Genomic DNA, 25,583 nt, shown 5'->3' with positions numbered 1-25,583 from the left:
TGTATTCGGCTACAAGACCAGCAATACTGGAAGCCGACGATGCCCTGCCACCATCTGCGCGACATGCCCGCGATACGCTGGAAAACCGAAAACCTTCGCAAATTCGCGCATGCGATAAACGCATGCGATAAACAGCGCCTTGCCGATCAGGAAGCACTCCTGCGTGAAGCATTTACGGCGCTTGATAGAGGTGATGATCGCGGCCAGCCGATTTGACTGGCGGTCTAGTCAATTCTTCCCTCGCATCCGCCTACGCGAACGCCTTCTCAAGTACGAAGTCGGCATGTCGCATGCGCCCGTTGCACTGAACGGCACCCGACGCGAACGTAACCGTGCTTTACAACGGCCTCACGGGAGCGATACGGCGTCGACAGCCGATGCGGCTCGAATCCAGGAAGCCTGCTGGCAACTGGCACTTCCCTCGACAAATCCCGGCTAACGCCGTCCGCTGCGACCCCATACGTAGCGCACCCACCGCTGCCACCGGCTTTGCGGCGGAGCGGATGAGTTGTGTCCAGCCAGGGCATCGCGGTCGCGCCGGACGGACTGCTGCACCTGTTCGTGAATCTGTCGCAACGACATGCCACCTGGGCCCTTCAGTTTATCGGGATCCGAAGCAGGATCGGGATCAGGATCGTCTGTCATGGGAATTGCCTGTTTCTGATGTTGCGGCTTGATCTTGATACAGACGTGCAACTGTGACAAGCATGCGGAAACGGCGTAGTCCACTCCGCGCGAAGACGTGCTCGAGGGCGCCCGCCGTCCTGACCGCCAGTGTACCTTCGCGACCGACGAACCGAGTCCGTTGGGTCCGAATACGGCCTCGGCCGGCTGTACTCATTCGCAGAAACCGCCCGAAAGCTGCCTTCGACGGTTTCATCATCAGGTTTATGGGACTCTTCGAACTGGTGCTCCCGTCGGCCATGAAGAGACAGCCGCGTCCCGAACACGAATGCCGGCTGACTATGTGCAACCAGTCCGTCGCACTTCATGCCGGTGGGCACCCATCAAGGGCTGCGGAGACGAGCGTCGTTTGGTTGGAGGAGCGCTCGGCGGAATCATGCAAAATACTCGGCATCCAAGACGTGGAGGCTGGCCGTGGGCGTTAACTTCGACTTGAATGACTTGCAGGCGTTTCGCGCGGTGGTGGAACTGGGAAGCTTCCGAAAGGCCGCCGAGGCGGTGAGCATTTCCCAGCCAGCCTTGAGTCGTCGGATCGACAAGCTCGAGGAAGCGCTCGGCGTGCGTCTCTTCGAGCGCACTACGCGCAGCGTCACGCTCACCACCGTCGGCCGCGTGTTTGCGCCGAGCGCCGAGCAACTGCTCGACGATCTCGATGTCGCGCTGCTCGGCATCCGCGATGTTTCGTCGAGCCGCCTGGGTCATGTGACCATCGCGTGCGTGCCTTCGGTGGCGTACTACTTTCTGCCGAACGTCATCGCGAGCTATCATCGTCGCTTTCCACGCATCCGGGTCAAGCTGCTCGATTCGAGCGCGAACGAGGTGCTTGGCGCCGTCATCAGCGGCGAGGCCGATTTCGGCGTGAGCTTTATGGGCAGTCAGGAGTCCGGGATCGAGTTCAAAGTGCTGCTGCAGGAGCGGTTTGTTGCTGCCTGCCGCCGCGACCATCCCCTCGCTCGCAAGAAGAGCGTGACCTGGAGCGAGCTTTACGAGCACGAGTACGTCTCGGTGGACAAGACTTCCGGTAACCGCCTGTTGCTCGATCAGGCGCTCTCGGCCGTGGCGCCACGTGCGCCGAGCGTCTGCGAGACACGACACGTCACGACCATGCTCGGGTTGATCGAAGCCGGGCTCGGCGTCGCCGCGGTGCCGTCGATGGCCATGCCCGGACATGACCACCCAGTTCTCACGAGCGTGCCGCTCGTCGAACCCGTGGTGAAACGACGCGTGGGAATCGTAAGACGACGCGGACGGCCGCTCACACCGGCTGCACAGGAGTTTCACCGAGCGATCATCGAAACGAAGCGCGCCGGCGTCGCAAGCCGTGATGCCGCGGGCAATAATGTGACGGCGACAGCGAAGACAAGAAGGAATACGCCATTGTGAGGTTGGCAAGACCGCTTCGTTTGCTCTATGTGCAGATCCTGCTGGCCATGGTGTTCGGAATGGCGTTCGGCCACTTCCCGCGGGCTATTCGTTCAATCTGGACGGAACCGCGATCTAATGATGCCTCGACAGACACCCTGCGGTGACGGGAAGGCGGTCTGAGGCAGGCCGTCCCATGGTTCTACCTCAATGTGCGGAGACGGAATCGAGCCCGGTCGATTTCACTTCTGCTTGTACACCGGGTGAAGCGAGATAGTCGAGGAGCGCCTTCGCTTCCTTCGGATGCTGCGCGCCGACGGGAATGCCGGCGGCGAAGCGCGTGACGGACTGCAGAGACTCGGGAATCTTTCCGACGAAGGCCGCGCCCTGGACGGGCAGCAGCTCGCTCACCTGCTGAAAGCCAATTTCGTAGTCGCCGTTCGCCACCACCGACGCCACTGGAATCCGTGGGATCATCTTCGCCTTCGACCTGACCTGATCCTCGATGCCGAGCTTCTCGAACAACTCTCGCTCGATATAGACGCCGCTCGCGCTGTCCGAGTAGGCAATCGACTTCGCATGCAGCAGGGTCTGTCTCAGCCCTTCGATCGAGCTGATGTCGGGCTTCGCCGCGCCTTCGCGCACGACCATGCCGATGCGCGAATCGGCCAGCTCGACCCGCGATCCGGGGATGACCTTGCCTTGCTTGATCAGTTCGTCAAGTGCATAGCCGACCATGATGACGGCGTCCGCAGGCTCCCCACGCTCGAGCCTGTTGGGGATCGCCTCGGGCGATTTGCCCATCGAGGGGCCGAGCGCGGTGTTGAACGTGTTGCCCGTCTGGGACGCGAACCTGGGGCCGAGCACCTTGTACGCGGCGGTGAAGCCGCCCGAGCTCATGATGTGCAGGTCGGCGGCCTGCACGTTCGCCGCCGCGGCCGAGGTTGCGACGAGCGCTGTCGCGCAAAGTTTCAGAAGGAGGTTTCTCATGGTTGTGGTCGCGCGGGGTTGCGATAGGTACTGGAATGCACATCAGTGCGCCGGAGTCAGCGTCACTGCGCGCCGACGATAGAGCGCGAACGTCGCCAAAAGGGCGCACGCCGCGGCGAAGCTCATCCAGTAACCGGGTGCGGCTTTGTCGCCGGTCATATGAATGAGAGCCGTCGAGATTGCGGGCGTGAAGCCTCCGAACACGGCCGTCGCGAGGCTGTAGGCGAGCGAGAAGCCAGCAACGCGTACCTGCACCGGCATCACCTCCGTCAGCGCGACGACCATCGCGCCGTTATAGATGCCGTACATGAACGAGAGCCAAAGGAGGACGAGCAGCATGTTGACGAAGCTCGGCGCGTGAGCGAGCAGCGACAGTGCCGGGTATGCGGTCGCGATGGCGAGCACCGTCATGGCGACGAGGAGCGGCCGGCGGCCAATCTTGTCGGAAAGCGCACCACCGATCGGCAGCCACACGAAGTTCGACACGCCGACACACAGCGTCACGAGCAGACTGTCGGCCGTGCTCAGGTGCAGGACCGTCTTGCCGAAGGTTGGCGCGTAGACCGTGATGAGGTAGAAGCTCGTGGTGGTCATCGCCACCAGCATCATGCCGGCGACAACGACGGCCCAGTTGTGGGCCAGCGTGCCGAACACTTCCTTCATGCCCGGACGGTGCTGGCGCGCCTTGAACTCCTGCGTTTCCTCCAGATTGCGGCGCAGCATGAAGATGAACGGCACGATCATGCAGCCGACGAAGAACGGTACGCGCCATCCCCATGCGGCGATGGCGGGTGTGCTCAACCATTGATTGAGCGCGAAGCCGAGGCCCGCAGCGACGACGATGGCGACCTGCTGGCTCGCGGACTGCCAGCTCGTGAAGAAGCCCTTGCGGCCGGGCGTGGCCATCTCGGCGAGATACACCGACACGCCGCCCAACTCGGCTCCCGCCGAGAAGCCCTGCAGCAGCCGCCCGAGCAGCACGAGCGCGGGCGCCAGAAGTCCGATTGTGGCGTAGCCCGGTACGAACGCGATCAGGATGGTGCCGCTCGCCATGATGGAGAGCGTGACGATGAGGCCCTTGCGGCGGCCGACGTCGTCGATGTAGGCGCCAAGCACGATCGCGCCCAGCGGTCGCATCAGAAAACCGGCACCGAAGACCGCGAACGTCATCATCAATGAGGCGAACTCGCTCTGGGCGGGAAAGAAGACGTTGGCGATCTGCGTGGCGTAGAAGCCGAACAGGAAGAAGTCGAACTGCTCCAGAAAATTCCCGGCCGTTACGCGGAAAACCGCGACGGCCTTTGAATGTCCAGTCGAAAGGTTAGACGAGGGGTGCATCGAGGTGTCTCCTGAAATCCAGAAAATACGCGGCCTTCCGGTCGATTCTGGTTTTGGCAATGTTCGCCCGGCGCCGGCAGAACGATAAGTGCAATTTTTGGAACGATTGATGTTCCACCGTTATCAATCCGAGGCCTGCCGGCATCGAAAAGCGCCTGCACGAGCGCGCGGTAATATGCATGGAACACGTTGTACTCGCCGCGGGCGTGCGTAGCGCTCGGCAGAGCGGCGCGCGAGCGCTTCCAGGATGCGTGTGAGCGCGGTTCCAGACGAGAACGTGTTATTCAGGGGTCCTTCGATCTGTACATTCTTCGCGATGAGATCCAGATCGACGAGCGCAGCCGGGAGTCCACCCGGACCCATCACGATCGTGCCGCCGGTCGTGCCGAGCACGACATTGCGCTGGATGAGGCCCAGTGCGATCTTCGGTCGTCGGGCGCTGAACGGCCCATGAACGGCCAGCCGCGTCGACACAACGAGGGGCCGCTCTTGAGCCGACAGCCGCCCGTCGGCGAGTCTCATGGCGAAGATGCCAGCCTCAAGCCTTTATCAGATTCGATGAAGTGCGGCTGCCTCAGTGGGAACCGGCTACGTCCAGGCGCGGCGCAGCGCGAATGCCTTGGCAAGGGGCTAGCTGCACGCCGGGCCCGCTCCAGGACGTTGAACTGGCGCCGAAGGAGACTCACGAAACGTCGCTAGCCAGTGCCGCGACATTCACGTTCGGCAAGCGGCTCAGTATATTCGGCGAGAGAAGCAGCTTGGCTGCGCGCACGCCGGCTCCCATCACAATCTGTTCGCGCTGCATGACCGCCTCATCGACGAGCACGACCCAATCTTTCGGTGCGCCAAAAGCAGTGATGCCACCGAATTCCATGCCCGTCAACTCGACGGCGACCTCACGTTTGGCAAACGACAGGCGTTGTGCACCGAGTTCGGCCTTGACGGCCCCATTGATGTCGAGCCGCCGCGATCCAAGCGTCACGACAGCCGCATGGTAATCCGCCCCATCCTTCCGGTAACGCAGGACGATCGTATTGGCGCAGTCTTCGAGGCTGAAGCCGTAGCGCTCACTGAATTGCGTCGTGTCAGACGCCTCGCTGTCGACGAGAAAGACTGTAATGTCGTTGCCGGTCAATTCTGCAGCGACCTGTCCCGGCAAATGTTGGTCATATTCCGATTTGGGAACAACGTTCAGATTGCGCAATAGCTTGCTCATTTCTACCTTTCCACTCGTACTAACGACGCCCCAGCAGATTGACGAAGACAACGCCGCCAATCACCATCAAACCTCCAGCGTGAGCGGGCTCAGGATGCTCTCCCGTCAAGGCGACCGACAACAAGGTCGCGGCAGCGCTCGACCAGGAGGCGTCAATCAACCACGGTATGAGTCGGTCGCTCATACGTCCGCTGCACATCTCGTTTCGGCCGTTGGTGGCCTCCTTCAATCCCCCGGAATTCAAGCAATGGTCAACGGCAATGACAGGCGGTGCCACTGCCTGCCGCTCTGTGGATCGCCGTTATGCATTGGGCCATCCCAGCCGCTGCGCCCGATGAAGCGAGGTCCGTACGACCACCCGATGAAAAGGTGCGATGACCGTAATGTAGGCTCTCCCCAGCGGACGATTGTAGAAGACGAGCGTCGTCACGGTGAGGCGGGATCGACCGTGAGATGACGGCTGCACGAGGACCGACACGCGGAAATCCAAATGCGTGTCATCCTCTCCGAGCACGATCTCGTCGTCATATCGTTCGAATACTCGAAACAGGCTTATCCTGTCGCCTCCTTTCTCCTTGAGGTCAACTGTTGTCTTCAAGCCGAACGGCCGCACAAGTATGTCCCGGAATCTCAGCAGCATCCCTATCCATGCCGGCTGCCCGGCAAAGACGTGTCGCGAGAGAGCCTCTGCGTCGTGGCAGGCCCCTTCTGGCAGGTTCACCGAGAACGCGTCCGCGAAATCAGCCCGGCCGTACAATCCTCTCAGCTGCGAGGCCGGCGGCAGATCGGACTGTTCGATCTTCGAATAGCGATACATGTGCAATCCCCAATGCGAGGCTCGTGGGCCGGGAGATCATAGCAGCGAGATGCCGCCATCCACCACCGACTCCGCGCCCAACGTACACCGCGAAACGTCCGTCAGTCGCCAGGGTTAGATGCCAGGAATAGCGCCGCTGTGGCGATATCACTCGCATCGCCCATCCGACCCACCGACACCTGCACCTCGAAGGTCAGAAGGCGTCCTACCGACTCTTTTCCACTGCTACGCCGGCAAAAGACCAGCAATCCGATAGCTTTCAATCAACCCGTCATAGACGGCGATATCTGCGCGGCTTCTGGCGATGAGTTGAGCGCCAGCGACGGCTGCGAAGATCGCGCGAGCACGCCCCTCGCGCTCCCTCGCGCTGGCAATGGCCGTGGCGGACAACACCTTGTTCAGCCATGCAACATTCACGTCAGCAAAGGTTTGGACCTCTTTTGTCACCGCCTCCGGCAAGTCATCAGATTCGGCGGCCATGAAGCTGCACAGGCATATGCGATTACCGCTCTCCAGTGCCTTGCGAAAGGTATCCGGATAGCGGCGCAGACAGTCGAGCGGATTGGCGGATTCGGCCCAAAGTGCATCCAGCGCGGCTGCCGAGTCCTCCCAGTAACGCCGTGCCACTGCAGCTCCGAGATCGGACTTGCTTGCGAAGTGATGGTAGATGCTCGCAGCCTTGATGCCGACAGCCTCAGCTAGATCACGAAAATTCAGGCCGCTGTAGCCGTGTGCCTGCGCAATCTTTGTGGCAGCCACCAGGATTCGTTCCCGGGAGCTCAAGCCCGAATCGTTCTTCACTACGACCGCCTCCGCAAACTGGGGTGACTGTTGACACGGCGAATTATACCATCTATGGTAAACCTAACAAACGTTAGGTAGGTAGATGGACACTCCCCCATCTCCTCCGATCCCAAGTAACTGCCACCTGGAGAGGTAAGCATGACATCGAGCGTCATCCATTCCGATGTAACCAAACTGCCAATCATGACGATCTACGATTTCCCCAAAGGGCCTTATCCGACACGCGTGCGTATCGCCTTGGCCGAAAAGAATCTGCAATCGCGCGTCGAGTTCGTGATGGTCGATCTTTACCGGGGAGAGCACAAAAGGCCGGAGTTCATCTCGGGAAAAAACTACTCAGGTACGCTGCCGGTGCTCGAACTCAATGACGGAACCTGTATCGCCGAATGCACCGCGATTACCGAATACCTCGATACGCTCGATGGCGCACCCACGCTGACCGGCAAGACACCGCTCGACAAGGGCGTGATCCACATGATGAGCAAGCGCGCCGAACTGGAGCTACTCGACGCCATCAGTGTCTATTTCCACCACGCCACGCCTGGGCTCGGGCCCGAAGTCGAGCGCTATCAAAACGCCGAATGGGGGTTTCGTCAGCGCGACAAAGCGCTCAGGGGCATGCAGTACTTCAATGACGTCCTGAAAAAGCAGCCGTTTGTCGCCGGGGATGCGTTCTCGATGGCCGACATCACCGTCATTGGCGGCCTGGTCTTTGCGTCAATCGTGAAGCTGCCGGTGCCCGCAGAGTGCGAAGCCCTTCTCGCCTGGTACGCGAGAATGCGCGAACGCCCGAGCGTCAGGAGCCAGCCGGCATTTAGCTGAATGCGCAGCTGTTGTCGGCCTTCATTGATGAGAGACCAATCTTTGGTTGCAAACCTGGGGCGACCGGTACGCATGTGTTGGACGACTGGTGAACCGCGACCGGATGGCTGCGACGCCAGGGAACGCGAGGCGAATCAGTCAGTCGTTGCGGCATCACGTAATGCGTTGCCATGCCTACCTTCCGGGCGGGCTCGTTCCAGACTGCAGCAAATTCACGGCATATTCCCACCGGAGTCATTCATGTCTGCATCACCTCAAGCAGCTCAACGCGTCAGTGTTTTCGACGGTCCGTACTATCTCAGTATCGCCGGCAAGCTCGTCGAGTCGAGAGACACCTTCGATGTCATCAATCCAGCCACCGGCGAAGTGCTCGCCAAAGCACCAGCGGCCACCGCCGAACAGCTCGACGCGGCCATTGCCGCCGCCAAAGCTGCGTTCAAAGGCTGGTCGGCACTCGGCTACGACGGTCGTCAGAAATACCTGAACGCCTATGCCGAAGCACTGCAAGCGCACCGGGACGAACTGGCACGCCTGCTCACACAGGAACAGGGCAAGCCGCTGAAGAGCATGGCCGAGCCGGAGGTTGACCAGGCGATCTCGTGGATCCGCCAGATCGCCGAGCGTCGCATCCTGGTCGAAATTGTCGAGGAAACCGACGAACATTTCGTCGAACTGCACCACACGCCGCTCGGCGTGATTGGCGCAATCACGCCATGGAATTTCCCGGTACTGCTCGCGCTCTGGAAAGTGGCGCCGGCGCTGATCACCGGCAACACCATGGTAATCAAGCCTTCGCCATTCACGCCGCTCTCCACGCTGCGCTTCGGGCAAATCGCCCAGTCTGTCCTGCCGCCTGGCGTGCTTTCCATCGTCTCGGGCGGAAACGAGCTCGGTCCGCAACTGACCCATCATCCCGACATCGCCAAGATAAGCTTCACCGGTTCGACGGAGACCGGCAAACACGTTCTGCGTGCAGCCGCAGGTACCGTCAAGCGCGTAACCCTTGAACTGGGCGGCAACGATGCCGCGATCGTACTTCCCGATGCGGACTACAGGTCAATCATCCCGCAGTTGTTCTGGGGAGCCATTGGAAACTCGGGGCAATGGTGCGTCGGCATCAAACGGCTCTATGTCCATCGCTCGTTCCACAAGGACTTCGTCCAGGCGTTCATCAGCTACGCCCGGCAGCAAAAGCTGGGCAATGGGCTCGATCATGAGGTCACGGTAGGCCCCGTCCAGAACAGGATGCAATTCGAAAAGATAAAAGCCTTGCTGGACGACATCAAGGCTAGTGACCAGAAGATCGTTCTTGGTGGCGACATCGACGAGAGCCTGCCGGGCTACTTCATCCCCGTCACCGTGGTCGACAACCCGCCCGAAAACTCCAGGATCGTGCAGGAAGAGCAGTTTGGCCCCATTGTTCCGATCATCGCCTATGACGACGTGGAAGACGTGATCGCGCGTGCGAACGACAGCCCTTTTGGATTGGGCGGGTCGGTCTGGGGGCGCGACACGAAGGCAGCCGTTGCTGTCGCCAGGCGCCTGGAGACGGGCATGGTATGGGTGAACGAAATCCACACCCAGGGCGTCGATATTCCGTTCGGGGGACACAAGCAATCTGGTCTTGGCACCGAGCATGGCTTTGAAGGCCGGCTACTCTTCACCAATCCAAAAACCGTGTTGATCCGGAAGTAAATGCTGTCAACTCAGCTGTAGCGTGCGGCCTGCGCATTGGCCTTTAAAGGCAAGCTTCATCGTGTTGCAGCGCTTCCGGCGCGGGGAGGGATAATCGATCTCCCCGCAAGCTTTTGGCCCGAATGTCCGCGGAATTGCTGGAAACCGGCGTTCAACCGCCAGGACCTGTTCACATTCATGACGGGCTTGCGAACGTACCTTGCCGGTCGCAGTGCGTCTGGTACAGCTACGCGAACGAATCAACGACACCGATCGCGCCGGGATCACCGTTTCCCGATGCGCGTCCGGCACCCTACCCGTACGATCCGAAAAAGGCGGAGGCGCCGCTCGAAGCAGCAGCCGTCGAATCCGATGCTCCAAAGATAGAAAGACCGCGCGAAGCGGCCTTGCGTCCATGACCACGCACTGTTATTGCGTCACCGCTTCGCGCAGATAGCGCGGCACCGGACGCCGTAAACCGAGGTTCTCGCGCAGAGTGCGGCCTTCGTATTCGTTGCGAAAGAGCCCGCGCCGCCGCAGTTCGGGCAACACGAGCCGGATAAAGTCATCGAGACTATTGGGCAGCAACGCGGGCATCACGTTGTAGCCATCCGCGCCGTAATGGACGAAGCGCTCCTCCAGCGCGTCTGCAATCTGTGCGGGAGTGCCGACCAGTTGCCAGTGTCCCCGCGCACCGGCGACACGCAGATACAGTTCGCGAATCGTCAGATTTTCGCGCCGCGCGAGTTCGAGCGTCAGCGACTGGCGGCTCTTGCTCGCATTGGTTTCGGGCAGCTCCGGAATCGGGCCGTCGAGCGGGTAGCCCGACAGATCGAAACCTCCCGTCAACGTCGACACCAGCGCAAGTCCCACGGTGGGGTCGATCAAGGCCTGCAGTTGCTCGAACTTTTCCTGCGCCTGGGCTTGCGTCGCACCAACGATCGGCATCACGCCGGGCATGATCTTGAGGTCGTCCGGCTCGCGGCCGTATTCGGTCATCCGGCCTTTGACGTCCGCATAAAATGCAACCGCGTCGGCCAGTGTCTGTTGCGCCGTGAAGATGACCTCCGCCGTGCGTGCCGCCAGCGCCTTACCCGCTTCCGACGAGCCCGCCTGGACGACTACGGGCCGGCCCTGCGGCGAGCGCTCGACATTCAGCGGCCCACGCACCTTGAAGAATTCGCCGCGATGATCGAGCACGTGGCGTTTTGCGGGATCGAAGTAACGCCCTGCCGCCTTGTCCCGCACAAATGCATCTTCGTCCCAGCTGTCCCACAGCCCGTCCACCACTTCGGCGAATTCGACCGCGCGTTCATAGCGCCGCGCATGCGCGAGATGCTCGTCGAAGTTGAAGTTCTTCGCCTCGTGCGCGCTCGACGACGTCACGAGATTCCATCCGGCACGCCCGCCACTGATGTGGTCAAGTGACGCGAATTTGCGCGCGATGTGATACGGCTCGTTGAACGTTGTCGAAGCCGTGCCGACCAGACCGATCTTTTCGGTCACGGCCGCGAGCGCCGACAGCAACGTGAGCGGTTCGAACTGCGCGACATAGCTATGCGCCGTGCGGCTTAGAAAATCGACGTTGTCGCCGCGCGTTCCCGAGCCATCCGCGAGAAAGATCAGGTCGAACTTTGCCGCCTGAGCAGCCTGTGCAAGCTGCACATAATGACGAAAGTCGCGTCCCGCATCGGCGTGCGAATCCGGATGGCGCCATGCTGCGATGTGATGTCCCGTTGGATACAGAAAAGCGCCGAGGCGCAGTTGTCCTTTACGTTGGCTCATGGTATGCGCGAGTCGTAGGTGAGGTAAATGATCGCTGCCGGCCTATGCGCTCTCGCGCCACAATTGCGCGTTGTCGGGGCGCGCAAGCCCGAGATGCTCGCGCAGTGTCGCGCCTTCATAAGCGGTGCGAAAGATACCGCGCTTCTGGAGAATCGGTACCACGCCATCGACGAAATCGCTCAGGCCGCCAGGCAGCACGTCGGGCATCAGGTTGAAGCCATCGGCCGCGCCGCCGTTGAACCAGTGTGTGATGTCGTCGGCGATCTGCTCGGGGGTGCCGACGATGACCCTGTGCCCCGTCCCCCCCGCAAGCGAACGGATCAGCTCGCGAACTGTCTGGCCGTGACGGCGCGCATGCGCAATGGTCGCCTGAAAAAACGTGTGATTGCCATTGCCACTGCCGGGCAACGCGAGATCATCGGGTAAGCGCTCGTCGAGTTTCAGGCGGTCGACGTCGATGCCCAGTGTGCCCGCCAGACGGTTCAGGCTATAACGCCACGGTATCTGGTCCACGAGTTCGTCGCGGCGCCGCAATGCGTCCGTCTCGGTCGCACCGATGATCGTCGTGAGACCGGCCAGCACCTTCACTCCGGGACGGCCATAAACGGCTGCCCGTTCGTTCAGATCGCGCCGATAGGCCGCCGATTCTTCGAACGACTGGGAAGCGGAGAAGACCGCCTCCGCGTGACGCGCTGCGAGTTCGCGGCCGTCGGCCGATGCGCCCGCCTGCACCAGCACGGGATGCCCCTGCGGCGGGCGCGGCAGGTTGAGTGCGCCGTGTACCTCGAAGTGGCGGCCGCGATGTGCGATGGGATGCACTTTATCGACATCGACAAAACGGCCGCCGGCCTTGTCGCCGACAAACGCATCATCTTCCCAGCTGTCCCACAGCGCTTTTACGATCTCCGTGAACTCCGCGGCGCGTTCATACCGTTGCGCGTGATCGGGCACCGTGCCGCGGCCGAAATTGCGCGCGGACGGCAGATCCGCTGTCGTGACGACGTTCCAGCCTGCGCGTCCGTTGCTGACGTGATCGAGCGTCGCAAAGCGACGCGCGATGTTGTACGGCTCGTTGTAGCTCGTAGAGGCGGTACCGATCACGCCGATGTGCGTCGTCGCCGCCGCGATGCTCGCGAGCAATACGGTCGGTTCGAGCGCTGTGATGGGCCGGAAGTCGATCTGATCGACGATCGCCGCATTGTCGGCCAGAAAGACCGCGTCGAGCTTGCCCGCCTCGGCGGTCTGCGCGACGCGCACGTAGTGGCTCACATCGATGAACGCGCGCGGGTCCGCATCGTCGCGTCGCCATGCCGAAGGCACGAAGCCGGAGTGAAGGATATTGACGTTCAGATGCAGGCGGCGCGGCACGCGCTGCGCCGGATTGCGGCTCATCGGGAATCTCCTTTGATGACCATGGCGCTTGCGCGCATACGAGGGTCAATGAACTTTCGGGAAACCATGCCGCGCGGCGAACAGTTCGAGAATGCGGCGCGGATCGGTGACAAAGCGCCGCTCGCCTGGCGCGGCCGCTCGAACGGGCCGCTGAAACGCGTGCGAAATGGCTAGAAAACACGGCCTTCCGTGAGATGCGTCGTCACACCATTGAGCGTGTAGTCGCCGACCACACGCGCCTTGTGCATGAGCGGGTTGTGACTGAAGATCGTGCGCAGATTGCGCCAGTGACGGTCGAAGTTGTGCGCGCGCGAGGTCGCCGACGCCCCCCCTGCTTCGAACATCCGCTCGGCGGCGTAGAGCGCCAGCTTGCTGACGATCAGTTGCGTGCGGGCCGTCGCCAGCGCACTTTCCAGCACGAGCGCGTCCGCGTCGGCGGCGCCGAGGCGGATCGCTCGCGATGAGCGCTCCAGCACACGCGCGTTCTCGCGCACGAGTGCATCGGCTGCGTGACTGTGCGCCGTGAGATCGCCGATTACCTGCTGGATAAACGCGTCCTCCCGGGCTGACGGCGCGGCACTGTGAAGCGCGGGGCGGCCGTGCCGCAACACATAGTGCTTCGCATCCGCGACGACGTTGCGCACGATGCCCGCTCCCACCGCCACCAGATGCAACTGCCGCAGCGCGCCGCCGTGCCGGCCGGCAAGCGTCGTCTGCACGCGTGGCGTGACTTCGTCTGCGCGCACGAGCAGGTTGTCGAATTCGAGGCTGCCGCTTGCCGTCATGCGTTGCCCCATGCCGTCCCAGTCGTCGAGCACGCGAAAACCTTCACGCTTCACCGGCACGATGGCGACGACCGCGTTGCCGTCCTCATCCTGCAGATTCAGGCGTGCGTAATCGGAGAACGCCGTGCCCGTCGCATAGTATTTGCGGCCGGTCAGCCGGTAATGCTCACCATCGCGGCGCAACCGCGTGGTGATTTCGCCAGGGCGCGACGTACCGAGTTCCGTCGATGCGCCACCGAAAATCGCGCCGTCGATGACGCGCTGAATCTGGATTTCGTTGAACGGCGTGCGCGGGGACAGCAACAACGCTTCCGTCTGGTCGTAGTGAATGCGCAGCGCGTGTGCGACGTTGCTGTCTTCGGCGGCGAGCGTGGAAATGACATGGAACTCATCTTCGAGCGTGCCGCCCAGGCCGCCCCACTCGACGGGCAAGCGCAACCGCCCGAGGCCCGACTGCCGGAACAGCGTGAAGCCGTCAAATGGGAGCTCGCGGCGCGCCTCCCGGGATGCCGCGCCTTCTCCAATCGCTTTTGCCAGCGCGGGCAACTCATCGAGTGCGGCTTCGAGCCGTTGGCGCGCAGCGGTGCTCGCCTGATCGTGTGCGGACATGCATGGTTCCTCGTGCTAGACATGCAGGCCGGCATACTTGTTCAGGAAGCCGTGCCTGATCGACAGCGAACCAGTATAGGGACGCACCGTTGTTCAGATAACAATCGATTTGCGCTTACGTTATTCGCTCAAATGCTTTGCCACTGCCGCGCATATCCATAGCTGCAATGCTTCCTTGCCCCTGCAAAGGGCGTCGACAAGAATGAGGCCACGTCCTCTGCGCATCGTCCCGATCAATGACTCATCGAATCCCGCGAAGCTTTCTGCGAACCTTCTCGCTGCTGAAGTCTGCGCTGCTCGCCGCGGCGTTCGCATTCGCGATGCCCCTCGCCCACGCGGACAAACCCACGGTGATCCGCATCGGCGTCGCGCAGCAGGGCGCCGGCGATCCGCCAACGTTCGGCGGGTCGCCCGCCGCCACCGTGCAACAGCTGCAACTGCTCGAAAAGGAATTCGCCGCCGACGGCATCAAGGTCGAATGGCTCTTCTTCAAGGGCGCGGGCCCCGCCGTCAACGAAGCGATCGCCGACAAGTCTCTCGACTTCGCGTTTCAGGGCGACCTGCCTTCCGTGCTCGGCCGCGCAAACGGATTGAAGACGCGCATCCTGCTCGAATCGGGCGTGCGTGCCGGCGTGAAGTTCGCCGTGCCGCCCGACTCGCCCGTACAGAACATCAAGGATCTGCAAGGCCGTCGCGTGTCGATTTTTCGCGGCACCAACCTGCAGCTCGTCGCCGATAACGTGCTCGCGGCCAACCAGCTCGACGAGCGCGATCTGCGCGTGATCAATCTGGATTCGGCCAGCTCGCTCGCGGCGCTCTCGTCCAAAGGCATCGACGCATCGGTCAACGACTATCACCTCTACAAGTTGCGCGATCAGGGTCTCGCGAAGATCGTCTACGAATCGCAGACGGCAGGTCCGCAGTTCACGCGTCAATCGCACCTGCTCGTGCTTGACGATTTCGACCGCGCGCACCCCGACATCGTGCAACGGGTCGTCAACGTGTTCGTCAAAGGCGCACAGTGGTCGTCCGACGAAGCGAACCGCGACGCTCTATTCAAGCTCTGGGCGAAGAGCGGCGTCAGCTACGCGTCGTGGCAGGCCGAGTTCGCGAACCAGACGCTTAAGTCCCGCAACTCGCCGCTGATCGATCCGTTCATCGTCGCGCGCTATAAGGCCGTGGCGGGCGATGCGCTGAAGCTCAAGCTGATCCGTCGGCCCGTCGAGGTCGACGGCTGGTTCGAGCCACGCTATCTCGACAACGCGCTGCACAGCCAGTCGCTCGATCACTACTGGACGCGCTACGACGCGCAAGGCAAACCCCTCGGTTGAGCGGAGAACGACGATGAGCAAGGCGCTTGGCGAATGGTCCCCCGCCGCGGCACACGCCCCGGCGCGCGTGGCAGACGAAGCGAAGACCCAGGCCAATCTGCAGCGGCGCGCACGGGCCGTCGGCTGGCATCTCGCGCCGTGGCTGCTGCCCGCCGCGCTGTTCGCGCTGTGGAGCATCGGCTGCGAACGCGGCTGGATCGCGCCGCAAATCCTGCCGCCGCCGCAGATGGTGTTCGAGACGCTGTGCGATCTCGCGCGCAGCGGCGACCTCGCGCACCATACCTTCGTGAGCCTGCAGCGCGTGCTGCTAGGCTTCGGTGCGGGCACGCTGGCCGGTTTGACGATCGGTGCGGCGCTCGGTTTGTCGCGCACGGTCGAATCGTACGTTCTGCCAGGGTTCAATGCGCTCGTGCAGATTCCCGTGCTCGGCTGGCTGCCATTTCTGCTGCTGCTCGTCGGCGTCGGCGAGCCGCTCAAGTACATCCTGATCGCGCATGCCGCGCTCGTGCCCGTCACGCTGAGCACGATGCAGGGTTTTCGCCAGTCGCCCGCCGCGCTCGATGAAGCCGCGCGCGTGTTCGGCTATGGCCGCTGGCAGCGCATCGCGTACGTGGTGCTGCCCGCCGCCGTGCCCACGCTCGCCACCGGCGTGCGGCTCGCGTTCACGAAAGCGTGGCTTGCGCTGGTCGTCGTCGAACTGGTGGCGTCGTCGGAAGGGCTCGGCTATCTGATCGTCTATGGGCGACAGCTCTTTCAACTCGATCTGGTGATGGCCTCGGTCGTGATCGTCGGCGCGATCGGCTTTGCGATCAACCGTCTGCTCGATGCGCTCGAAGCGCGGCTGCGGCGCGGCCAACCTTCGGCGTTTCGCGAGTAGGCGCTTCGTTTCGGGACTCTGTCATGCCATTCAATTCTGCTTCCGATGCGCTGCGCCGCTTCTTCGAGCCACGGCGCAGCGCTCCACCGCCATGCGATTGCGAGGCGCCTGCCCGGCCGACTCGCATCGTGGCCCTCAGGAACCGGCTTGATGCCCTCAATTGGCGCGGGCTCGTGCTGCCGCTCGCGTTGTTTGCGCTGTGGTGGTTTGTGTCGGCGTTACACCTCGTCACAAGCGGCCTGCTCGTGAGCCCCGCCGATGTCGCGCGTACCGCGTGGCAGCAGATCGAAAGCGGCGCATTGCTGCGTGCGCTGTCGGCATCGCTCGCGCGCGAGGCGAGCGGCTTCGTGGTCGGCACCGCGGGCGGCCTGCTGCTCGGCTCGGCGCTCGGGCTCTCGCGCGTCGCGACGCGGCTGATCGGCCCGAGCTTCGATACCTTCAAGCAGATCTCGCTGTTCGCCTGGATCCCGCTGATTTCGGTCTGGTTCGGCCTCGGCGACATGGCGAAAGTCGTGTTCCTGTCGCTCGCGGCGTTGCTGCCCGTCGCGGCCCATACCTGCGACGGCATCCACGCGGTGCCGCGCCGCTACATCGAGGTCGCGCGCGCCTTGCGCTACTCGCGCATCCAGCTGATCCGCTACGTGATCCTCCCCGCCGCCTTGCCGACGATCTTCACCGGCATCTATCTGGGGCTCATCTATTCGTGGCTCGCGACACTCGGTGCCGAGTATCTGCTGGTCGCGGGCAGCGGCATCGGCAACACGCTGATCGACGGCAGCGAGCAGTTCAGGATGGACCTCGTGCTTTTCGGCATCATCGTCGTCGGACTGACCGGCTGGGCGCTCAATGCGCTCGCCCGCGGCGTCGAGCGACGCGTGATGGCGCGCCGCAGCGGTGCGCCGCAGGAACGCGCCGTCGCGTGAGGTGGTTCAACGGCCAGGCGGCTAATCGACAGGAAGCGAACTCATGACCAGCACGGTTTCCGAAGGCATCCGCATTCGCGGCGTCAGCAAGCGGTATGCGCGTCAGCGCGACGCGCACGACGACCTGCTCGTGCTCGACGACATCTCACTCGACATCGCGGCCGGCGAATTCATCAGCGTGCTCGGCGCGAGCGGCTGCGGGAAGTCGACGCTGCTGCGCCTCGTCGCCGGACTCGACACCGACTATCGCGGCGATATCAGCGTCGATGGCGAGCGCGTGCGCGACACGTCGCTCGATCGTGGCATCGTGTTTCAGGATCATCGGCTGTTTCCGTGGCTGACGGCGTCGCAGAACATTCTAGCCGCGCTGCGCAACGCGCCGCTTTCGCCGCAACAGAAGCGCGATGCGGTGGCCGGGCATGTCGCGCTCGTCGGCCTGCAAGGCTTCGAGCATGCTTATCCGCATCAGTTGTCGGGCGGCATGGCGCAGCGCGTGGCGATCGCGCGCGGACTCGTGAACCGCCCGCGTGTCCTGCTGCTCGACGAGCCGTTCGGCGCGCTCGACGCCCTCACCCGCGCGCGTCTGCAAAATGAACTGCAGCGGATCTGGGAGAGCGAACGCATTACGATGATCCTCGTTACGCATGACGTCGACGAAGCGATCCATCTCGGCGACCGCGTGGTGACGATGGCGCCGCGCCCTGGCCGGATCAAGCGAATTACGCATGTCGGCTTGCCGCGGCCGCGCGAGCGCAGCGACCCGCGTTTCGTGCAGTTGCGCGAGCAAATACTCGCTGACTTCTCCGAGCACGCTGAACACGCCGGCTGACCTCGCCCGCGACAAGCATCCTCGTCCCCCGACGTCCATCACAAGGAGCCAGCAGTGAGCGCAGCATCATAGCGGGCGCGCGCGGACATCAGCAGGTGATCGGCACGCCGCAAAGCATCGCCGACCCGTTGCAGCAATGGTTCGACGAGGCGGGCGCCGACGGCTTCAACATCATGTGACCGTGGCTGCCGGGCGGGCTCAGCGAATTCGCCGATACCGTCTTGCCCGAATTGCAGCGACGTGTACTCTTTCGCACCGAGTACACGGGCCGCACGTTACGCGATCATCTGGGGCTGCCGCGTCCGGTCAATCGCTACACGCAGACGCCACGCGAGCGCGGCGAACTCGCGACGGCCGCTTCCTGAGACAGATGCGCCGGCGAGCGAGGCAATCGGCCCGCCGGCCAGGGGCCTGTCAAAGTTTGCCGGGCCGCGGGTCCGGCACGAAACCATCGCGGTTGGGCATGCGGATGGCGGCCAGCGTTTGCGCGTCGAGGCGCGCGTCGTCCGGCACGATGCCGTTGCGATTCAATATCCACGCGCTGAGGGCATACACCTCGTCGGCGCTCAGCGATTGCGGAGCGTTATAGGGCATGGCCCGGCGGATATAGTCGAACAGCGTCGTCGCATACGGCCAGTAGCTGCCGACCGTGCGCTTCGGATTCGGCGTAGCGAGCGTACCCGCTCCACCGATCAGTTGATCGCCGATCAGCCCCTCCCCTTTCGCGCCATGACAGGCCGCGCATTTCGCCGCGAAAATGCGGCCACCCGTTGCGACGTCACCGCTGCCATTGGGCAGACCGTGGCCGTCCGGCGCGACGTCGATATTCCAGGCACTCAGATCGGCTTCGCTGATGGGCTTGCCGATCGCGTCGACCGATGAGCGCCAGCGCGCCTGTGCGGCGCCCGACTGCGCGTCGCGCGGTGCGTTGAACGAAGAAGAGCAGCCAGCGAGCAGACCGCCAGCCGCGACCACCGTCAGCAGAGCACGCGTCATTCTGGATACCGAACGAGCGAACCGGACAGGCTCATGCATTTTTCACGCTCCCATCCGCTTCGATGCGCCACTGCTGAATGCCGTTGTAGTGATAGTTCGAGTTCAATCCGCGCGCCGCGACAAGCGCTTCGCGCGTCGGTTGCACGTAGCCGGTCGAGTCCGTGGCGCGCGACAGGATCGCGGTCGGCGCGCCATTCCACACGAAGCCAGCCTGGAAACGCGTCAGGGCGCGATCGCGCGCGGGCTCGTCGAGCACTGCGGCTCGCCACGTCGCACCGCCATCGGTCGATACCTCGACCTTGCGGATCGCTCCGCGCCCCGACCACGCGAGCCCGACGACCGGATAGAAGCCCTGCACCGTCAGCCGCTGTCCGGCGGACGGCCGCGTGATCACCGACTTCGCGTCCATCTCGAACACGAACTGACGCGCGCGCCCGTCGGGCAGGATGCTCGTGTACTTCGACGTTTCCTCGCGCGTCTGCAACGGCGCATCGACGATCTTCAGGCGCCGCAGCCATTTCACGTTGGTATTGCCCTCGAAGCCCGGCACGATCAGACGCAGCGGATAGCCGTTCTCGGGCCGCAGGCGCTCGCCGTTCTGCGCATAGACGACGAGCGCGCGCTCGAGAATCCGCTCGAGCGGCAGACTGCGCGTCATGGCGGCCGCGTCGCCGCCTTCGGCGAGCAGCCATTGCGGCGTGGCGCCGTCGCTCGCCGCCGTGCGTCCACCGACCGCTTCGAGCAGCGTCGACAGCCTGACGCCGGTCCACTCGCAGCACGACAGCAGGCCGTGCGTGATCTGCACCGGCAAGCCACTCGGTCCTTTCCACTCGCTCGCCGTGTTGCCCGAGCATTCGAGAAAGTGAATGCGCGACTCCGAAGGCAGGCGCAACAGGTCGTCCATCGTGAAGAGCTTCGGTTCGCGCACGAGGCCGTGAATCACGAGCCGGTGCGCGTCGGGATCGATGTCGGGCACCCCCGCGTGATGCCGCTCGTAGACGAGCCCATTCGGCGTAATCGAACCATGCAGATCCGCGAGCGGCGTCAACGACGACGCGGCGCCCGGCATCGGCCACGCTCGCGCGGCACGGCGAATCACGTTCGCTTCATGCGGCGAAGGCAGTCCATACGGGTGTTCGAGAATCGGCGCGCCGGGTGTTTGCGTCCAGGCATCGACGCCGAGAGGCTGCAACAACGTCGCGGCCTTCAGATGCGGCACCGCCAGCGCGGACAGGGCGAGGCCGCCCAGTAGACGTCGACGCGGCGACGCGGGTTTCGACGCACCATGCGCGTCGCGGGCAAGACGTGAATGTCGCGGCATTTCAGTTCAGCGCCAGCGCTGCCGCCGCCCCCACCGGCGAGCCTTCCAGCGCAACCGACGCGCGTCCGTCCGGCCCCACCGGCACGTCGCCGACGAGTGTCGTGCGGTATAGCTGGCGATCGAAGTCGAGGTCGAAGATATCGGTCGGCGCGAGATGCGCGGTCGCCCGATTGTCCCAGAACGCCACGCTGCCCGCTTCCCATTTGAAGCGCACCGTGAACTCCGGCCGCGTCACGTGCTCCCACAGCAGTTCAAGCAGCAACTCGCTTTCGCGTGGCGAGACCCCCGATATCTGTTTCAGGAAGCCCGGGCTCACATATAGCGCGCGCTCGCCCGTTTCCGGATGCACGCGCACGAGCGGATGCTCGCTTACCAGCGTATGCTGGTCGACCGCCACGGCAAATGAATCAGTGCCCTTCACGCCTTGCGGCGGCGCAAATCGATGTATGCCGCGCAGGCCATCGACAAATCTGCGCAACGGTTCCGAAAGCCTCTCGTACGCGACGACGAGATTGGTCCATTGTGTGTCGCCACCGTACGGCGGGATCGTGACGCCGCGCAGAATCGACGCGAACGGCGGATTCACGGCAGCCGTAACGTCGGTGTGCCAGCCGGTCCAGGGTCGCAACAGCGGTTGTCCTTCGAAGCGCGTCGCCTTACGAAATTTCGAAATCGAGTAAATCTGCGGATGGCCGTCGACATGACCGAACACCGGATGCCCGACCGTCAGTTCGCCAAACTGGGCGGAAAAGGCAACGTGCTGCTCATGGTTCAGGAACTGCTCGCGAAAGAACACGACCCGCCACTTCAGCAACGCTGCGCGGATCACATGAATCTGCTTCGGATCGAGCGGCCGTGCCAGGTCCACTCCGCTAATCACCGCACCAATATGCGCTGACAGCGGGCTGACGTGGACGTCAGCTTCGTCCCCAATGGGGGCTGCACTCATCGTTGTTCTCCTTGATTGGGGCGCTCGCCGCGCGATGCCGCACACGGCTGACATTGAGCCAGTATATGGATGCGCCCGTGCGCCTATAACAACCGATTTGCGCTTTGGTTATTCGCAGGGATGTAATGCAAAGCAAGCCTGGACTCTCACTGGCGCGTTTGTTCTAGCGTAAGAGCTCGACAATCACGACATCTGTGTCGTCTCGCGCCCTCAACATGAGCCGCGCTTCATCCCGAATGGCAATGCCATCGCGCCGCGCCAGCCTGACCGGCCCCACGTCCAGTCGCCCATGATCCGCAACCAGATAAGCAGAACCGGGTACCGGCAAGATGTGCTCCATTGCCGTGCCTTCACGCAGCGTCGCGATTCGCACACGCGCGTCGGCGTGGACGGGCAAGGCGCCGGCGCGGACATCCTCCGGATCGCCGCTCGCCAATGTAACGAATCGGCCATCACGACATCCGGGCGAACAGACTCGCGTCGCGCAGCGCGGCGTACCCACCGCTGTATGTGGACGTAGCCAGATCTGGAACTGCCGTGCGGGTAGATTGTCCTCGTTGCGCTCGGCGTGATGGATCGCCGCTCCGGCACTCATCACATGGACGGAATTGGCGACCAGACGCGCCCGATTGCCCGCGTCGTCTTCGTGCGTGATTGCGCCCGAACGCACCCACGTGACGATTTCCAGGTCGCGGTGAGCTTGCAGGCCGAGGTCCGAGTGCGGCGCGAATTCAACGTCGCTCCACAGGTGGAGCGGACCGAGCGGCGCATGATCGGCGCGCCCGGATTCGCCCACGCTGAAATGCTGGCGCGCGTCGACACGGCCGCGCCGGATTGCGCCAAGCGCAAGAAAAGGCCGATGTTCAATCATGACGGAGTTCGGTTTGAGTACGCGGAGCGCGGATTGCGAGCGTCAAGGACCGCGTCCACCGCACCCCACGCACCCTGGCCACGCTCAGATCTGCTGCTGGCCGCCATCGACAAACAATTCGATGCCGTTCACGAAACTCGCGTCGTCCGAGGCCAGGAACAGCGCCGCGCCTGCGATTTCGCCGGGCTCACCGAGACGGCCCATCGGAATCTGGGCAGCCAGGTAATCGGCAAGACCCTGGCGCTGGGCAGCATCGTCACCGGCCAGGTCGAGCAGGCCGGGCGTGCGGGTCGCACCCGGGCTGATCGTGTTCACGCGGATCTGGCGGTCCTTGAGGTCCAGGATCCAGTTGCGTGCGAAAGAGCGCACCGCAGCCTTCGAAGCCGAATACACGCTGAACGCCGCCGTGCCCGCGCTACCTGCCGTCGATCCCGTGAGAATCACCGATGCTCCCTTGGCGAGCAGCGGTAGCGCCTTTTGCACCGTGAACAGCACGCCCTTTACGTTGCGATTGAACGTGTCGTCGAAGTGTTCTTCGGTGATGCTGCCGAACGACAGCATCGAACCGCCGCCGGCGTTCGCGAACAGCACGTCCAGACGGCCCTGCTCTTCCTTGATCTGCGCGTACAGTGCGTCGAGTTCGCCCAGCTTCGTGGAATCGACACGCACCCCGGTGGCCTTTCCGCCCGCTTCGTGGATGCTCTTCACGGCGGCATCGAGTTCGGCCTGGCGGCGGCCCGTGAGATAGACGTGTGCGCCTTCGGCCGCAAAGCGCTGGGCGGTGGCGAGGCCGATGCCGCTGGTTGCGCCGGTGACGAGTGCGATCTTGTTGTCGAGCTTGCGTGCCATGGTGTTGCTCCTTTCGTGAGGTCAGTGGAGGTTTTCGTGTTGCGTGCTGCGATGTGAGAAGAATATCGACGGCCCCGTCCTTTCGAAATAGAATTGATTGCAATCCAACGTTGCAAAAATGAAAAGATGAGGGGAAATGGCGAAGCTGCCTGATTTCGAAGGACTCGCGATGTTCGCGAAGGTCGCCGAGGAGGGATCGTTCGCGGCTGCGGCGCGCGCGACGGGCGTGTCGGTGGCAACGGTCTCGCGCGCCGTGGCCCGCCTGGAAGACCGGCTGGGTGCGCGGCTTTTCAACCGCACGTCGCGCCAGCTCTCGCTCACGGAGTTCGGCCGGACGATCAGCGAGAAGGCCGCCGAGGTCTATCGCCAGGCCGAGGAGACGGAAAGCGCCGCGCGCGAGATGTCGGTGCAGCCACGCGGCCTCGTGCGTCTGGCCGTGCCGATGTCGTTCGGGCTGCGCTGGGTCGCGCCTCTGCTGCCGGGCTTCTTTCGCCTGTATCCGGAGGTGTCGATCGACCTCCATCTATCCGATGCGCCGGTCGATCTGGTTGCCGATGGCTTTGACGCCGCATTGCGTATCGCCGCGCTGCCGGATTCGTCGCTGGTCGCGCGGCGGCTGTGCGCGGTGACGCAATCCGTGGTGGCGTCGCCGGAATATCTGAGGCGCGAAGGGCGGCCCACGCATCCGCGCGAACTGATAGACAGGCCATGTCTCTCGTACGCGTATCGCGCGCGCAGCGATGTGTGGCGCTTCACGAACGACGCGGGCGAAGAGGAACCGGTGATGCCGACCGGCCCGCTGCGCGTGACAAATTCCGATGCGCTATTGCCCATGCTGCTCGAGGGGCTTGCAATCGCGGAACTGCCCGAGTTCATCGCGGGCGAATACCTGGCCGAAGGCCGTCTCGAAGCGATCCTGACTAACTGGTCGCTGACGAAGGGCGGTCTTTACTTCGTCACGCCCTCGGCCCGCGCGCGGCCTGCGAAAGTCGCGGCGCTGTCGGATTACTTTGCCGAACACCTTTCCGAGCCAACATGGCGATGGTCGAAATGATGCATCGGCGCAGTGGATCAGCCGGCGTCCATCATTGCATGTATGCATGCATGCATGCAACTGTGTCATGGGTGGAGCCCGGGGGTCACGCTGATCGACGGCGCCGCGGCCAGGCTTTTTACGTTCACGGTCAGGCTGTAACCCTTCAGTGGATAGAGCGGCAACCGGATGCGTAGCGGCCGCAGCAGCGCTGCACTGGCAGCTCCCGCCGCCGCCACGATTTGCTCGGCGTCCAGCATCTCCCGTCCGGCGAAAGCGCCAATCCGACCGGTGCCATCCTCGCGAAGGTCGCTGATTCGGGTGGTGACGCGCAATCGCACACCTGCACGCCGCAAGCGCCGCATCAGGTTAAATTGGATGACGCATTTTGAGGGTTATACGACCTTTGAGCCATTCAATTCAGGTTCCATAATTTGCGCAGGAATCAAGTCGGAACACGAGCACAGACGCGATTGCGACTTGTGCTTCCGGTTCGTTCAATCTCGAGCAAAGAAAAGGAACAGAAGATGAGGCTTAAGAACAAGTCAGCTTTGATTACGGGCGGTACCAGCGGCATCGGTCTCGCGACCGCCAGGCTTTTCATTGCAGAAGGCGCCCGGGTTGCGGTAACCGGTCGCGATGATGCAGTGTTAGAGCGCGTGAAGGCCGAGCTTGGCGAGAATGCGTTAGTTCTCAAGGGCGATGTACGTTCGATCGAGGACATGCGAGAGATTGCCGCTGAGGTAAAAGAGAAGTTCGGCGGCCTTGATGTCGTGTTCGCCAACGCTGGTTGGGCTTTCCCGTCTGCACTCAACGACATAGACGACGAACTCTATAGCGAGATCATGGACATCAACGTCAAGGGCGTGGTGCTCACGCTTCAAGCGGTGCTGCCGGACTTGCGAGAGGGCTCCTCAGTCATTCTCAACACATCGTTCGTCGCCCAGACCGGCAAGCATGGCATCTCGTTGACAGCAGCGGCGAAGGCCGCCGTGCGATCGCTTGCCCGTAGTTGGTCCTACGAGTTCCTCGATCGCAAGATTCGGTTCAACGCGATCGCGCCAGGCGGCATGGACACGCCCCTGCTCAGCAAGTGGGGTATGTCGGACGAGGATGTCCGCAACTTCAAAGGCGAGTTCGCGAAGGCCATCCCGGTCGGCCACATGGGCAAGGCAGAGGACATTGCCTACGCTGCGCTCTACCTCGCCAGCGACGAATCCTCCTACGTTGTCGGCAGCGAACTGATTGTCGATGGCGGCGCCTCGCAGCTTTAAGCCCGCGCTTTCCGATTCAGGAGCCCTGCACGTTCCTCCGGCTCATCCACAC

At 63.0% G+C, this 25,583-nt stretch carries 26 protein-coding genes and 1 pseudogene; 12 read left to right on the top strand and 15 right to left on the bottom strand.

Going from position 1 to position 25,583, the window contains the following annotated elements:
• Nucleotides 1-39 precede the first annotated feature (39 nt).
• Together C7411_RS37275 and C7411_RS01505 are read left to right on the top strand one after the other, a co-directional pair.
• Nucleotides 40-216, top strand: coding sequence for a hypothetical protein (locus tag C7411_RS37275; RefSeq protein WP_165822724.1), 177 nt, complete (start codon nt 40-42; stop codon nt 214-216).
• An 882-nt stretch (nt 217-1,098) separates the two neighbouring features.
• Nucleotides 1,099-2,067, top strand: a complete 969-nt coding sequence (locus C7411_RS01505; RefSeq protein ID WP_110382800.1) for a LysR family transcriptional regulator — start codon at nt 1,099-1,101, stop codon at nt 2,065-2,067.
• Between the two features lie 186 nt (nt 2,068-2,253).
• On the opposite strand, the gene C7411_RS01500 is transcribed toward C7411_RS01505, so the two are convergent.
• From C7411_RS01500 to C7411_RS01475, 6 genes are all read right to left on the bottom strand, one after another.
• Nucleotides 2,254-3,036 carry a substrate-binding domain-containing protein gene (locus C7411_RS01500; RefSeq protein ID WP_110382799.1) on the bottom strand — a complete coding sequence of 261 codons (783 nt, stop codon included), beginning with the start codon at nt 3,034-3,036 and terminating at the stop codon, nt 2,254-2,256.
• Nucleotides 3,037-3,078: 42 nt separating this feature from the next.
• Entirely contained in the window at nt 3,079-4,374 is a 1,296-nt protein-coding gene (gene tcuC, locus C7411_RS01495; protein ID WP_110382798.1) for an MFS transporter, read from the bottom strand.
• A gap of 123 nt (nt 4,375-4,497) precedes the next feature.
• Entirely contained in the window at nt 4,498-4,896 is a 399-nt protein-coding gene (locus tag C7411_RS38705) for a hypothetical protein (RefSeq protein WP_110382797.1), read from the bottom strand.
• Nucleotides 4,897-5,056: 160 nt separating this feature from the next.
• A complete protein-coding gene (locus tag C7411_RS01485; RefSeq protein WP_110382796.1) occupies nt 5,057-5,590 on the bottom strand; it encodes a YbaK/EbsC family protein in 534 nt (177 codons plus the stop codon).
• A gap of 301 nt (nt 5,591-5,891) precedes the next feature.
• Nucleotides 5,892-6,407, bottom strand: a complete 516-nt coding sequence (locus C7411_RS01480; protein ID WP_110382795.1) for a DUF2867 domain-containing protein — start codon at nt 6,405-6,407, stop codon at nt 5,892-5,894.
• Nucleotides 6,408-6,632: 225 nt separating this feature from the next.
• Nucleotides 6,633-7,208 carry a TetR/AcrR family transcriptional regulator gene (locus C7411_RS01475; RefSeq protein ID WP_110382794.1) on the bottom strand — a complete coding sequence of 192 codons (576 nt, stop codon included), beginning with the start codon at nt 7,206-7,208 and terminating at the stop codon, nt 6,633-6,635.
• 141 nt (nt 7,209-7,349) lie between these two features.
• On the opposite strand from C7411_RS01475, the gene C7411_RS01470 reads away from it, so the two are divergent.
• On the top strand, nt 7,350-8,033 hold the full coding sequence (locus C7411_RS01470; RefSeq protein WP_110382793.1) for a glutathione S-transferase: 684 nt from the start codon (nt 7,350-7,352) through the stop codon (nt 8,031-8,033).
• A 240-nt stretch (nt 8,034-8,273) separates the two neighbouring features.
• On the top strand, nt 8,274-9,728 hold the full coding sequence (locus tag C7411_RS01465) for an aldehyde dehydrogenase family protein (protein ID WP_110382792.1): 1,455 nt from the start codon (nt 8,274-8,276) through the stop codon (nt 9,726-9,728).
• Nucleotides 9,729-10,136: 408 nt separating this feature from the next.
• On the opposite strand, the gene C7411_RS01460 is transcribed toward C7411_RS01465, so the two are convergent.
• Nucleotides 10,137-11,492 carry an LLM class flavin-dependent oxidoreductase gene (locus C7411_RS01460; RefSeq protein ID WP_110382791.1) on the bottom strand — a complete coding sequence of 452 codons (1,356 nt, stop codon included), beginning with the start codon at nt 11,490-11,492 and terminating at the stop codon, nt 10,137-10,139.
• Between the two features lie 42 nt (nt 11,493-11,534).
• On the bottom strand, nt 11,535-12,884 hold the full coding sequence (locus C7411_RS01455) for an LLM class flavin-dependent oxidoreductase (RefSeq protein ID WP_110382790.1): 1,350 nt from the start codon (nt 12,882-12,884) through the stop codon (nt 11,535-11,537).
• Nucleotides 12,885-12,899: 15 nt separating this feature from the next.
• On the opposite strand from C7411_RS01455, the gene C7411_RS38565 reads away from it, so the two are divergent.
• Nucleotides 12,900-13,058, top strand: coding sequence for a hypothetical protein (locus tag C7411_RS38565; RefSeq protein WP_181431295.1), 159 nt, complete (start codon nt 12,900-12,902; stop codon nt 13,056-13,058).
• Here C7411_RS38565 and C7411_RS01450 read toward each other — a convergent pair.
• Nucleotides 13,055-14,278, bottom strand: coding sequence for an acyl-CoA dehydrogenase family protein (locus tag C7411_RS01450; RefSeq protein ID WP_110382789.1), 1,224 nt, complete (start codon nt 14,276-14,278; stop codon nt 13,055-13,057). The two genes, C7411_RS38565 and C7411_RS01450, sit on opposite strands and share 4 nt — an antisense overlap.
• A 236-nt stretch (nt 14,279-14,514) precedes the next feature.
• On the opposite strand from C7411_RS01450, the gene C7411_RS01445 reads away from it, so the two are divergent.
• From C7411_RS01445 to C7411_RS01425, 5 genes and pseudogenes are all read left to right on the top strand, one after another.
• A complete protein-coding gene (locus tag C7411_RS01445; RefSeq protein WP_165822723.1) occupies nt 14,515-15,609 on the top strand; it encodes an ABC transporter substrate-binding protein in 1,095 nt (364 codons plus the stop codon).
• A gap of 13 nt (nt 15,610-15,622) precedes the next feature.
• Entirely contained in the window at nt 15,623-16,486 is an 864-nt protein-coding gene (locus C7411_RS01440; protein ID WP_221206499.1) for an ABC transporter permease, read from the top strand.
• A 23-nt stretch (nt 16,487-16,509) separates the two neighbouring features.
• Nucleotides 16,510-17,409, top strand: coding sequence for an ABC transporter permease (locus C7411_RS01435; RefSeq protein ID WP_165822722.1), 900 nt, complete (start codon nt 16,510-16,512; stop codon nt 17,407-17,409).
• Between the two features lie 43 nt (nt 17,410-17,452).
• Complete coding sequence (locus tag C7411_RS01430; protein WP_110382787.1) at nt 17,453-18,238, top strand: ABC transporter ATP-binding protein; 786 nt, start codon at nt 17,453-17,455, stop codon at nt 18,236-18,238.
• Between the two features lie 68 nt (nt 18,239-18,306).
• Nucleotides 18,307-18,603: pseudogene (locus C7411_RS01425) on the top strand (nitrilotriacetate monooxygenase); the annotation flags it as partial.
• Nucleotides 18,604-18,652: 49 nt separating this feature from the next.
• Here the strand turns inward: C7411_RS01425 and C7411_RS01420 are convergent.
• The 5 genes from C7411_RS01420 to C7411_RS01400 all read right to left on the bottom strand — a co-directional run bounded on the left by C7411_RS01420 (nt 18,653) and on the right by C7411_RS01400 (nt 23,224).
• The gene (locus C7411_RS01420; protein ID WP_243413002.1) at nt 18,653-19,234 is read right to left on the bottom strand and encodes a c-type cytochrome; all 582 of its coding nucleotides are present in this window, start codon (nt 19,232-19,234) and stop codon (nt 18,653-18,655) included.
• Nucleotides 19,235-19,265: 31 nt separating this feature from the next.
• On the bottom strand, nt 19,266-20,555 hold the full coding sequence (soxC, locus tag C7411_RS01415) for a sulfite dehydrogenase (protein ID WP_110382785.1): 1,290 nt from the start codon (nt 20,553-20,555) through the stop codon (nt 19,266-19,268).
• A gap of 1 nt (nt 20,556) precedes the next feature.
• Nucleotides 20,557-21,504 carry a TauD/TfdA dioxygenase family protein gene (locus C7411_RS01410; protein WP_110382784.1) on the bottom strand — a complete coding sequence of 316 codons (948 nt, stop codon included), beginning with the start codon at nt 21,502-21,504 and terminating at the stop codon, nt 20,557-20,559.
• Nucleotides 21,505-21,667: 163 nt separating this feature from the next.
• Nucleotides 21,668-22,375: a pirin family protein gene (locus C7411_RS01405; RefSeq protein WP_110382783.1), complete on the bottom strand. Its 708-nt coding sequence runs from the start codon at nt 22,373-22,375 to the stop codon at nt 21,668-21,670.
• 84 nt (nt 22,376-22,459) lie between these two features.
• On the bottom strand, nt 22,460-23,224 hold the full coding sequence (locus C7411_RS01400; RefSeq protein WP_110382782.1) for an SDR family NAD(P)-dependent oxidoreductase: 765 nt from the start codon (nt 23,222-23,224) through the stop codon (nt 22,460-22,462).
• 136 nt (nt 23,225-23,360) lie between these two features.
• On the opposite strand from C7411_RS01400, the gene C7411_RS01395 reads away from it, so the two are divergent.
• Nucleotides 23,361-24,278 (top strand): LysR family transcriptional regulator, encoded by a 918-nt coding sequence (locus C7411_RS01395; protein WP_110382781.1) that lies wholly within the window; start codon nt 23,361-23,363, stop codon nt 24,276-24,278.
• 65 nt (nt 24,279-24,343) lie between these two features.
• Here the strand turns inward: C7411_RS01395 and C7411_RS01390 are convergent, their stop codons facing one another.
• A complete protein-coding gene (locus C7411_RS01390) occupies nt 24,344-24,622 on the bottom strand; it encodes an FAD-dependent oxidoreductase (protein WP_110382780.1) in 279 nt (92 codons plus the stop codon).
• A gap of 162 nt (nt 24,623-24,784) precedes the next feature.
• On the opposite strand from C7411_RS01390, the gene C7411_RS01385 reads away from it, so the two are divergent.
• A complete protein-coding gene (locus tag C7411_RS01385) occupies nt 24,785-25,531 on the top strand; it encodes an SDR family oxidoreductase (protein WP_110382779.1) in 747 nt (248 codons plus the stop codon).
• The last annotated feature ends 52 nt before the right edge of the window (nt 25,532-25,583 follow it).

It is taken from the genome of Paraburkholderia silvatlantica (assembly GCF_003096715.1).
In the GTDB taxonomy this organism is placed as follows: domain Bacteria; phylum Pseudomonadota; class Gammaproteobacteria; order Burkholderiales; family Burkholderiaceae; genus Paraburkholderia; species Paraburkholderia silvatlantica.
The sequence above is the reverse complement of the archived record's forward strand: the minus strand, read 5'-3'. Positions and strand labels throughout refer to the sequence as shown.

Bases quoted from the DNA above. Each gene is read 5' to 3' on its own strand.
- C7411_RS37275 (WP_165822724.1), top strand. From the start codon at position 40: ATGCCCTGCCACCATCTGCGCGACATGCCCGCGATACGCTGGAAAACC.
- C7411_RS01500 (WP_110382799.1), bottom strand. From the start codon at position 3,036: ATGAGAAACCTCCTTCTGAAACTTTGCGCGACAGCGCTCGTCGCAACC.
- tcuC (WP_110382798.1), bottom strand. From the start codon at position 4,374: ATGCACCCCTCGTCTAACCTTTCGACTGGACATTCAAAGGCCGTCGCG.
- C7411_RS38705 (WP_110382797.1), bottom strand. From the start codon at position 4,896: ATGAGACTCGCCGACGGGCGGCTGTCGGCTCAAGAGCGGCCCCTCGTT.
- C7411_RS01485 (WP_110382796.1), bottom strand. From the start codon at position 5,590: ATGAGCAAGCTATTGCGCAATCTGAACGTTGTTCCCAAATCGGAATAT.
- C7411_RS01480 (WP_110382795.1), bottom strand. From the start codon at position 6,407: ATGTATCGCTATTCGAAGATCGAACAGTCCGATCTGCCGCCGGCCTCG.
- C7411_RS01470 (WP_110382793.1), top strand. From the start codon at position 7,350: ATGACATCGAGCGTCATCCATTCCGATGTAACCAAACTGCCAATCATG.
- C7411_RS01465 (WP_110382792.1), top strand. From the start codon at position 8,274: ATGTCTGCATCACCTCAAGCAGCTCAACGCGTCAGTGTTTTCGACGGT.
- C7411_RS01460 (WP_110382791.1), bottom strand. From the start codon at position 11,492: ATGAGCCAACGTAAAGGACAACTGCGCCTCGGCGCTTTTCTGTATCCA.
- C7411_RS01455 (WP_110382790.1), bottom strand. From the start codon at position 12,884: ATGAGCCGCAATCCGGCGCAGCGCGTGCCGCGCCGCCTGCATCTGAAC.
- C7411_RS38565 (WP_181431295.1), top strand. From the start codon at position 12,900: ATGACCATGGCGCTTGCGCGCATACGAGGGTCAATGAACTTTCGGGAA.
- C7411_RS01450 (WP_110382789.1), bottom strand. From the start codon at position 14,278: ATGTCCGCACACGATCAGGCGAGCACCGCTGCGCGCCAACGGCTCGAA.
- C7411_RS01445 (WP_165822723.1), top strand. From the start codon at position 14,515: ATGACTCATCGAATCCCGCGAAGCTTTCTGCGAACCTTCTCGCTGCTG.
- C7411_RS01440 (WP_221206499.1), top strand. From the start codon at position 15,623: ATGAGCAAGGCGCTTGGCGAATGGTCCCCCGCCGCGGCACACGCCCCG.
- C7411_RS01435 (WP_165822722.1), top strand. From the start codon at position 16,510: ATGCCATTCAATTCTGCTTCCGATGCGCTGCGCCGCTTCTTCGAGCCA.
- C7411_RS01430 (WP_110382787.1), top strand. From the start codon at position 17,453: ATGACCAGCACGGTTTCCGAAGGCATCCGCATTCGCGGCGTCAGCAAG.
- C7411_RS01420 (WP_243413002.1), bottom strand. From the start codon at position 19,234: ATGACGCGTGCTCTGCTGACGGTGGTCGCGGCTGGCGGTCTGCTCGCT.
- soxC (WP_110382785.1), bottom strand. From the start codon at position 20,555: ATGCCGCGACATTCACGTCTTGCCCGCGACGCGCATGGTGCGTCGAAA.
- C7411_RS01410 (WP_110382784.1), bottom strand. From the start codon at position 21,504: ATGAGTGCAGCCCCCATTGGGGACGAAGCTGACGTCCACGTCAGCCCG.
- C7411_RS01405 (WP_110382783.1), bottom strand. From the start codon at position 22,375: ATGATTGAACATCGGCCTTTTCTTGCGCTTGGCGCAATCCGGCGCGGC.
- C7411_RS01400 (WP_110382782.1), bottom strand. From the start codon at position 23,224: ATGGCACGCAAGCTCGACAACAAGATCGCACTCGTCACCGGCGCAACC.
- C7411_RS01395 (WP_110382781.1), top strand. From the start codon at position 23,361: ATGGCGAAGCTGCCTGATTTCGAAGGACTCGCGATGTTCGCGAAGGTC.
- C7411_RS01390 (WP_110382780.1), bottom strand. From the start codon at position 24,622: ATGCGGCGCTTGCGGCGTGCAGGTGTGCGATTGCGCGTCACCACCCGA.
- C7411_RS01385 (WP_110382779.1), top strand. From the start codon at position 24,785: ATGAGGCTTAAGAACAAGTCAGCTTTGATTACGGGCGGTACCAGCGGC.